General features: G+C 63.4%; 7 protein-coding genes and 1 pseudogene. All 8 read left to right on the top strand.

The window, feature by feature from the left end:
- A pseudogene (gene purU / locus HJB82_RS24630) lies at window positions 1-221 on the top strand (formyltetrahydrofolate deformylase); the annotation flags it as partial.
- Window positions 222-339: 118 nt separating this feature from the next.
- Window positions 340-3261, top strand: coding sequence for an aminotransferase (locus tag HJB82_RS24625; protein WP_221141777.1), 2922 nt, complete (start codon window positions 340-342; stop codon window positions 3259-3261).
- A gap of 522 nt (window positions 3262-3783) precedes the next feature.
- Window positions 3784-3978: a hypothetical protein gene (locus tag HJB82_RS24620; RefSeq protein WP_003544544.1), complete on the top strand. Its 195-nt coding sequence runs from the start codon at window positions 3784-3786 to the stop codon at window positions 3976-3978.
- A gap of 129 nt (window positions 3979-4107) precedes the next feature.
- A complete protein-coding gene (locus tag HJB82_RS24615; RefSeq protein ID WP_221116509.1) occupies window positions 4108-5103 on the top strand; it encodes a P1 family peptidase in 996 nt (331 codons plus the stop codon).
- A gap of 43 nt (window positions 5104-5146) precedes the next feature.
- Window positions 5147-6067: a LysR family transcriptional regulator gene (locus tag HJB82_RS24610; RefSeq protein WP_207582501.1), complete on the top strand. Its 921-nt coding sequence runs from the start codon at window positions 5147-5149 to the stop codon at window positions 6065-6067.
- Window positions 6068-6219: 152 nt separating this feature from the next.
- Complete coding sequence (locus HJB82_RS24605) at window positions 6220-7749, top strand: ABC transporter substrate-binding protein (RefSeq protein ID WP_221141776.1); 1530 nt, start codon at window positions 6220-6222, stop codon at window positions 7747-7749.
- A gap of 182 nt (window positions 7750-7931) precedes the next feature.
- Complete coding sequence (locus tag HJB82_RS24600; protein WP_221141775.1) at window positions 7932-8879, top strand: ABC transporter permease; 948 nt, start codon at window positions 7932-7934, stop codon at window positions 8877-8879.
- Between the two features lie 3 nt (window positions 8880-8882).
- Complete coding sequence (locus tag HJB82_RS24595; protein WP_207582498.1) at window positions 8883-9743, top strand: ABC transporter permease; 861 nt, start codon at window positions 8883-8885, stop codon at window positions 9741-9743.
- Window positions 9744-9748 lie beyond the last annotated feature (5 nt).

Below are 9748 nucleotides of genomic sequence, written 5' to 3'. Positions count from 1 at the left end.
CCGCCGATCTCGACGAAGGCCCGATCATCGAGCAGGACACGGCGCGCATCACCCATGCGCAGTCGCCCGACGACTATGTCTCGATCGGCCGCGATGTCGAAAGCCAGGTGCTGGCCCGCGCCATCCACGCCCATATCCATCACCGCACCTTCATCAACGGCAACCGCACCGTGGTCTTCCCGGCAAGCCCCGGCAGCTACGCCTCCGAACGCATGGGCTGAACGCGGCCGAGACCCACTCTCTTTTGCTGGCAAACGACAATCTCCCGTTGCCTGCCAGCAGCAAGTATTTGATTATCGCCTTCAATGGGTAATCGAATCATGCTGCGGGAGGGGTGTCATGACCGACGAGGCGCTTGTTGATCGCATGGCGCTGCCGCGTCCCGACGTGACCGTTGCCGACGCGGAAGAGATCCTGCTTGCCCATTACAGTCTGTCCGGCACCGTTGCCGAACTCGGCAGCCAGCAGGATCGGAACTTCCGCGTCGATAGCCATCGCGGTCGCTACGTCCTGAAGATCTGCCATGCCGTTTACGAGACCCGCGAACTCCAGGCGCAGAATGCGGCGATCCATCATCTCAAGAGCAGGCAAGATGCGCCACGCGTTCCCAATGTGATCGCCACCAATGACGGACGGGAGATCCTCGTCCTGACCGTGCGCGGACAAGGCTGCCAAGTCCGGCTGCTCGAATATCTGGAAGGCCAGGGGCTGACGGAACTGACCTATCTGGCGCCGGCTTCCGTCGCGGCGCTCGGCGCGCTCTGCGCGCGGCTGGCGCTGGCGCTTGCCGACTTCAACCACCCCGGCCTCGACCGCAGCCTGCAATGGGATCTCAGGCGCGCCGGGCCGGTCGCGGTGCAACTGCTTTCCGTCATCACTGACAGCGCCGCCCGCGACCGGATTGCCAAGACCATGGTGATGGCGGTCCGCCGCATCCAGCCCTTGGCGCCGTCGCTTCGGCTGCAGGCCGTGCATCACGACGTTACCGGCGACAATGTCGTCGGTCACCGCAATGCCCATGGCCATATAATCCCCGACGGGGTGATCGATTTCGGCGACATCATCCGCGGCTGGCTGGTCGGCGACCTCGCCGTCACCTGCGCCTCGCTGCTGCATCATGCCGAGGGCGACCCTTTTCATATGCTGCCCGCCATCACCGCTTATCAGGCGATCTATCCGCTGACCGAGGAGGAGCTGAAGGCGCTCTGGTCATTGATCGTCGCGCGCGCGGTCATTCTTGTCGCCAGCGGCGAGCAGCAGATTTCGATCGATCCCGAGAATGATTATGCACGCGGCAATCTGGACCGCGAGCGGGCGATCTTCGATACAGCGATGTCCGTGCCCTTCGAGCTTATGGAAGCGGCGATCCTCAAGGCCGCCGGCGCCGATGTCGCCGCCCCGGAAACTTCGGGATGGCTGCCGCTGCTGCCTGACATCGAGCCCGCCGGGATCGCCTATGTCGATCTTGGTGTACGGAGCCCGCATTTTTCCGCCGGCAACTGGCTGAATGCCGACATGGACTGGCGGCTGCTTGCCCGCGCTGCGACCGAAAACGGCACGGCCGCGACGCGCTACGGCGAATATCGGCTTTCCCGGGCGGGAACCGCCAGGGGACAGGCGACCTGCGCCCTGCATATCGATATATGCCTTGCCGCAGGCAGCGCCGTTGCTGCGCCGTTTGCCGGCCGCATCGGCTGGAAGGACCAACATCTGACGCTGACCAGCGACAGCATGACCCTGCACCTCGACGGGCTCGACCTCTCGGTCGAGAATGAAGCCGAGGTTGCCGGCGGCGACCCGCTCGGCACGGTCGTCGGCGAGGTTTCGTCGCTCGGCGGGCTGCGCGTCCAGCTTTGCAGCGTCGCGGGGTTCGAGCCGCCGCTCTTTGCCACACCGCGCGAGGCAGCGGCCTGGTCGGTGCTCTGCCCTTCTCCGTCGCTGCTCCTCGACCGGCAAGCGGATGCGCCGCGACCGGAAACCGCCGAGCTGCTTGCCAGGCGGCAGGCGCATCTGGCAGGGGCGCAGAAGAATTATTACGCGGTGCCGCCGCAGATCGAGCGCGGCTGGAAGGAGCATGTATTCGATGTCGAGGGCCGCACCTATCTCGACATGGTCAACAACGTCTCCATTCTCGGCCATGGCCATCCCAAGCTTGCGGCGGCGATCAACGCCCAATGGCTGCGGCTCAACACCAATTCACGCTTCCACTATGCGGCGATCGCGGAATTTTCCGAACGGCTCGCCGCGCTTTCACCGGATGGGCTCGACGCGGTCTTCCTCGTCAACAGCGGCTCGGAGGCGAATGATCTGGCGATCCGGCTGGCGCAGGCTCATAGCGGCGCGCGCAACATGCTCTGCCTGCTCGAAGCCTATCACGGCTGGTCGGCGGCAAGTGACGCCGTCTCCACCTCGATCGCCGACAATCCGCAGGCACTGACCACCCGTCCGGACTGGGTGCATGCCGTCGTGTCGCCGAATACCTATCGCGGCGCATTCCGCGGTCCCGATACGGCGACCAGCTATGTCGGCGCCATAACGCCCGTGCTGGAGGCGATCGACGCCGGCGGCAAGGGCCTTGCCGGCTTCATCTGCGAATCGGTCTACGGCAATGCCGGCGGCATTCCGCTGCCGGACGGTTATCTCAGCCAAGTCTATGCGCAGGTGCGCGCTCGCGGTGGCCTTTGCATCGCCGATGAGGTGCAGGTCGGTTATTCCAGGCTCGGACATTATTTCTGGGGCTTCGAGCAGCAAGGGGTCGTGCCTGACATCATCACCGTGGCCAAGGGCATGGGCAACGGCCATCCGCTCGGCGCCGTCATCACCACACGGGAGATCGCGCAATCGCTGGAGAAGGAGGGCACGTTCTTTTCCTCTACCGGTGGCAGCCCGGTCAGCTGCATCGCCGGCATGGCGGTGCTCGACATCATGGCCGAGGAGATGCTGCAGGAAAATGCCCGGACGGTCGGCGATCATCTGAAGGCGCGGCTTGCCGCACTGATCGACCGCCATCCTATTGCCGGCGCCGTGCATGGCATGGGGCTCTATCTCGGCCTCGAATTCGTCCGCGACAGAACGACGCTGGAGCCGGCCACCGAAGAGACGGCGGCAATCTGCGACCGGCTGCTGACCCTCGGCGTCATCATGCAGCCGACCGGCGATCACCAAAACGTGCTGAAGATCAAACCGCCGCTCTGCCTCAGCATCGAAAGCGCGGATTTCTTCGCGGACATGCTGGAGAAGGTGCTCGACGAAGGCTGGTGAGAAAGGCTCTCTCCGGATTAACCAAATCGGTCATTTCGAGGCATTTCGATTTTTAACGAAACGGGCCATTGCCTGATTCAGCCGGGCTTCCTATGTCTGCTGCGGCGATCGATAGAACGCTGATTCTGTCATGCGAATTTTACGAAGAGCTGATATGTTTCTTTCCGTAAGTTTCCACTTGGATGGAATGAAATTTTTCGGATCGTCGATTTTTTGACACGTTTCGGAATATGTTTCTGACAGGCTGTAGGGTAATCTCTATCAAGTTGGTAGATTATCAAAGACAGCCATCGCCGGCCCCGGGCTCTTCCGGGACCTCTCAAGTGCAACGCCAACGCAAGGAACGAGCATGATAGATATCGATATTCTCGCCGATCTCCTTGGGCGATTTGTGCTTGGCAATGACCGTCCGGGCGCCCTCTCCCGCCCGAACTGTCGAATGTGACGTTCGTCCTCCTTTCAACGGTACCAGACAAGTCAATTCGCCATGGCCGCGCATGTCGCGTGGCAGGAGTTCTATCTATGAAGAAGCAAGTTATCGAATATGCAGGCGTTCCTGTCGGGATCGTCATTCCCGATGAAGACCGGCTGAAGTTCATCGCCGTGAAATTTCATGTCCACGACCTCGACGAGCAGCGTTTCGGCTCGCCGGACGAGGTGCGGCTGGCCATCCACGATCTGATGACCCGCCGTCATCCGAAGCCGCTTCATGCCTGAGGGCATGAGGCCGGCACTCGCATTCACGGCTTTTCCCGATGTTCGACCGGTCCCGCCATTCGGGGCCGGTCTTGTTTTTTGAGGGTAATTGCAGTCCTATCGGCGGCCTTTCCGCATAAGGATCCGCCGTTGCCCGATCTTCTCAACCTCATCACCGACATCGATGGCGTTTCCATCGGCCATGCGACCGACCTTGCGCTCGGTTCCGGCGTCACGGTTATCGTCTTCGACGCGCCGGCGGTCGCCTCCGGCACGGTGCTCGGCGGCGCGCCGGGCGGACGCGACACCGGCCTGCTCGATCCGTCGATGACCGTCAACGCCGTGGATGCCTTCGTGCTCTCCGGCGGATCGGCTTTCGGGCTGGATGCCGCCGGCGGCGTGCAGGCGGGATTGCGCGAACTCGGCCGCGGCTTTGCAGTCGGGCCGGTGCGTATACCGATCGTGCCGCAGGCGATCCTGATGGACCTCTTGAACGGCGGCGACAAGGATTGGGGGCTGCACGCGCCCTATCGCGATATGGGTTACGCCGCCTTGAAGGCGGCCGCCAAGGGCGCCTTTGCGCTCGGCACTACAGGCGCCGGCACGGGTGCGACGACGGCCACGTTCAAGGGCGGGCTCGGCTCGGCCAGCGCCGTCAGCAGCGCCGGCCACCGCGTCGCGGCTGTTGTCGCCGTCAATGCGCTCGGCTCGGCGACGATCGGCGACGGGCCGCATTTCTGGGCGGCACCCTTCGAAAAAGACGCAGAATTCGGCGGGCTCGGCATGCCAGATGCGGCCGATCACAGGATGCGGCTCAAGGGCATGAACGGGCCGGCGACGACGATCGGCGCGGTGGTGACCGACGCGCAGCTGACCAAGGCGGAGGCGCACCGGCTGTCGCTGGCCGGCCATGACGGGCTTGCTCGGGCGCTGCTGCCGGCACACCTGCCGCTCGACGGCGACACCGTCTTTGCCGCCTCGACCGCCAGGCATCGCAGAGACGACATGGCGAGCCTGATGGAACTTTGCCACCTTGCCACTATCGTCATGGCACGGGCGATCGCACGTGGCGTCTACGCCGCCACCGCGCTGCCGGTCGAGGGCGGGCAAATGGCTTGGCGCGACCGCTATCCTGACGGTCATTGATTGAATAGGGTCGCAACCCGGGCAGAATGGCGGAGAGACGTGAATGCAGATCCGGGCGCTGATGTATTTCGACGAGCTGGTCAGGACCAATTCTATGCGCCAGGCGGCCGAGAACCTCAACGTCGCGCCGACGGCGATCAGCCGGCAGATCGAGAACCTCGAACATCATTTCGGTGCGCCGCTCGTCGAACGCAGCGCCCGCGGCGTCAAGCTGACGGCCGCCGGCGAGCTGCTTGCTGCCCGCGCTGGCCGGACGCTGCGCGAACTCGATCACGTGCAGCAGCTGATCGAAGACCTGAAGGGCCTGCAGCGTGGCCGTGTCAGCATCTATGCCAACGGCGCGACCGTCGCCAATCTGCTGGCGCCGGCGCTGGCCGAATTCAGCCTGAAATATCCGCAGCTGCGTTTTAGCGTGATGATCACCAGCGCGCGGCAGGCGATCGATGCCGTCAACAGCGCCGAGGCGGATATCGCGGTGACGCTTTTTGCGCCGATCCTGTCCGGCACCAAAGTGCGGCTGCGCTCCGAGATCGCCTATGATCTCATCGCCACGCCGCAGCATCCGGCGGCCGCGCATGCCGAAATCCCGCTGAGGACGCTCGCCGACTACGCGTTGGCACTGCCGGATCAATCCTTCGGCTTCCGCCAGGCCTTCGACACGCTGTTCGAGAAGGAGGGGTTGAGCCTCGATCCGGTCTTCGTCACCAGCTCGCTCGAAATGTTGAAGGAACTGGTGCTCAGCGGGGCCGCAGCCACGCTGTTGCCAGCACTTGCCGTCCGCCGTGAGATCGAAGCGGGCCAGCTTCTGGCCATTCCGCTTTCCGGCAAGACCGGCATCCGCACCCATGTCGATCTCTGCGTCGCGCCCGACCGGCAGCTGTCTTTCGCCGCGACGAAGCTGCTCGACTTCATCGAGAGGTTCATGCGCGAGCAAACGAACCGCCGAGCCGAGGCAAAAGCCTGACGCTTCCGGCTTGCCTTGACGGCCGATTTGCTGTGTAGCTTTTTCGGCTACACTGAGCACACAAAATCGTCATTGTGTGTGCACCTGGATAGTGTCACTCTTTTCGCAAAAGGGGCCTCCGCCAACTGAGCGTGGCCAGACAAGGGAACATGATGATCGAGCTTTCCTTTGCGCCGTCAGCGCGTTTCGTCCGACGGCTTTCCCTCGGTGCCGTCGTTTCGGCCGGCCTCGTGATGACGGCGATGACGCCGGCGGAAGCGGCAAAGACCACCCTCACTCTCGGAATGAGCGTCGAGCCGACCGGCCTCGATCCGACGATCGCAGCACCGGTGGCGATCGGCCAGGTGACCTGGCAGAACGTGTTCGAGGGCCTGGTGACGATCGATCAGGCCGGCAAGATCCAGCCGCAGCTGGCAAAGAACTGGAAGGTCTCCGCCGATGGCCTCACCTATACGTTCAAGCTGCAGGCCGGCGTCAAATTCCATAACGGCGAGGCCTTCGATGCCGCTAGCGCCAAGTTCTCGCTCGACCGCGCCCGCGGCGCGGATTCGGTCAATCCGCAGAAGCACTTCTTCGCCTCGATCGCCTCGATCGATACGCCCGATGCCGAAACCCTGGTGCTGCATCTCTCAGCGCCGACCGGCAGCCTGATCTACTGGCTCGGCTGGCCGGCATCGGTGATGGTCGCGCCCAAGACGGCGGCCGACGACAAGACGACGCCGGTGGGCACCGGCCCCTTCAAATTCGCCAGCTGGGCGAAGGGCGACAAGGTCGAACTGGAAAAGAATGCCGATTACTGGGACAAGGATGCGGCCGCCAAGCTCGACAAGGTGACTTTCCGCTTCATTGCCGATCCGCAGGCGCAGGCGGCTGCGCTGAAATCCGGCGATCTCGATGCCTTTCCGGAATTTGCCGCACCCGAGCTGATGACTTCCTTCGACGGCGATGCGAGGGTGGTCACCAGCATCGGCAATACCGAACTCAAAGTCGTCGCCGGTATGAACAATGCCAAGAAGCCGTTCGACGACAAGCGCGTGCGCCAGGCGCTGATGATGGCAATCGACCGCAAGACGGTGATCGACGGCGCGTGGTCCGGCCTCGGCACGCCGATCGGCAGCCACTACACGCCGAACGATCCGGGCTATCAGGACATGACAGGCGTGCTCCCCTATGACGTCGAGAAGGCAAAGGCGCTGCTTGCCGAAGCCGGCTATCCCAACGGCTTCAGCTTCACGATCAAATCGCCGCAGATGGCTTATGCGCCGCGCAGCGCTGAGGTGATGCAGGCGATGTTTGCCGAAATTGGCGTGACGATGACTATCGAGCCGACCGAGTTTCCAGCGAAATGGGTCCAGGACATCATGAAGGACCGCAACTTCGACATGACAATCGTCGCCCATGCCGAGCCGCTCGACATCGACATCTACGGGCGCGATCCCTATTATTTCAATTACAAGAACCCAGCCTTCAACGCGCTGATGCAGAAGGTCCAGGAGACGGCCGATCCCGCCGCGCAGAGTGCGATCTATGGCGAAGCACAGAAGATCCTCGCCGAGGACGTGCCGGCGCTCTACCTCTTCGTCATGCCGAAGCTCGGCGTCTGGGACAAGAAGTTGAAGGGGCTGTGGGAAAACGAACCGATCCCTTCCAACGTGTTGTCTGGGGTTTCCTGGAAAGAGTGAGGCGGTAGGTTTGTTAGGTGGGTGGTTGCGCCGGCTTTGGGGAGATCCGACATGCTTTTGGCCGATATAGCGCGCAGCCCTGCCCCTGCCTCACTAAGTCCATTCAGCCCGGGACGACATTGTTTAATTTCGCTGGCGGATGGCGCGGGGAGCCGCCGTGCCACCCCGGCAGCGTGGCCCACATGATCGCGCTCCTCGCCCGCCGTCTCACCGGTCTCCTCGTTACGCTTCTGATCGTCTCACTGCTGATCTTCGCCGTCATGGACCTGCTTCCCGGCGATCCCGCCTCGATCATGCTCGGCACCTCTGCAAGCCCGGAGACGCTGGCGGCGCTGCACCATGATCTCGGCCTCGACCAGCCGCTCATCCTGCGTTACGGGCAATGGCTTGCCGGTGTAGTGTCAGGCAATCTCGGTCAATCCTACACCTACGGCGTTCCGGTGGCGGGGCTGATCGTCGAGCGACTGGCGGTGACGCTGCCGCTGGCGCTGATGGCGGTCGTGCTTTCGGTGATGATCGCCGTGCCGCTTGGCGTGCTGGCCGCCTCGCGCCGCGGCGGCATCTTCGACATCATCGCAACGCTGTTTTCGCAGATCAGCATCGCCGTGCCCGCCTTCTGGGTGGCGCTGCTGCTGATCATCCTGTTTTCGACGATGCTCGGGCTGATGCCGGCGGGCGGCTTCCCGGGCTGGAGCGCCGGCGTTCTACCGGCGCTCCAGGCTCTGGTGATGCCGGCCGTCGCACTGGCTATGCCGCAGGCCGGCGTGTTGACGCGGGTGGCGCGTTCAGCGGTGCTCGACACGATGCACGAGGATTTTGCCCGCACCGCGGTGGCCAAAGGGCTTTCACGCAGCGCCGTGCTGTGGCGGCATATCGTGCCGAATGCGCTGATCCCGATCCTGACCATGATCGGGCTGCAGTTTACCTTTCTCATCGCCGGCGCGGTGCTGGTGGAAAACGTCTTTAACCTGCCCGGACTCGGGCGGCTCGCGCTTCAGGCGCTCTCCCAGCGCGACATCATCGTGATGCAGGATGTCGTGCTGTTCTTCGCAGCCCTCGTCATCGTGATGAATTTCATCGTCGACCTCTCCTATCTGGCGATCGATCCCAGGATGAGAAAGGCGGCATGAAGCATGGCTCCTGCTGTTCCTGCCGTCGCCAGCCGCGGCCGAGCCTTTATACTTAGCCGGCGAATGAACCTGATCTCGGGAGCGGCGATCATCGGTCTGCTGATGGCCGTTGCGCTGCTGTCGCTCGTCTGGACACCGCTGCCGCCAGCGAGGATGCAAATCATTCACAAACTGCAGCCGCCTCTTGCCTTCGGCGTGCTCGGCACGGATCAGTTCGGCCGCGACGTGCTTTCCATGCTGATGGCGGGCTGCTGGAATTCGCTGTCGATCGCCATCACCGCGGTTGCGATCGGCGGAACGATCGGCTCGATCGCCGGCATTTCGGCGGCGGCCATCCGCGGCCCTTTCGAAGCGCTGCTGATGCGCATCTGCGACGTCATCTTCGCGTTGCCGCCGATCCTGTCCGCCATGGTGCTTGGCGCCTTTCTCGGGCCTGGCCGTTTCACCGCGATTACCGCGATCGCGGTCTTCATGATTCCGGTCTTTGCACGCGTGACGCTTGCCACCTCGCTACAGGCATGGAGCCGGGATTATGTGACGGCGGCGCGCGCGATCGGCAATACGCGCCTGACGATTTCTCTCCGTCATGTGCTGCCGAATATAGCGAGCCAGATCATCGTGCACGGCGCAATCCAGCTCGGGCTGGCGATCCTCACCGAGGCGGGCCTCAGCTTCCTCGGGCTCGGAATGGCGCCGCCGGCGCCGACCTGGGGCCGGATGCTCGCCGATGCACAAACCTATCTGGCGTTGGCGCCCTGGCTGGCGATCCTGCCCGGCCTTGCCATCGCGCTTACCGTCTTCGGCTTCAACATGCTCGGCGACGGGTTGCGCGATCTTCTCGACCCGCGCGAGGCGAGCCGCTGATGTTC

Source organism: Rhizobium sp. NZLR10, assembly GCF_019685125.1.
Taxonomy (GTDB): Bacteria; Pseudomonadota; Alphaproteobacteria; order Rhizobiales; family Rhizobiaceae; genus Rhizobium.
This window is presented reverse-complemented; position numbering and strand designations above follow the sequence as displayed.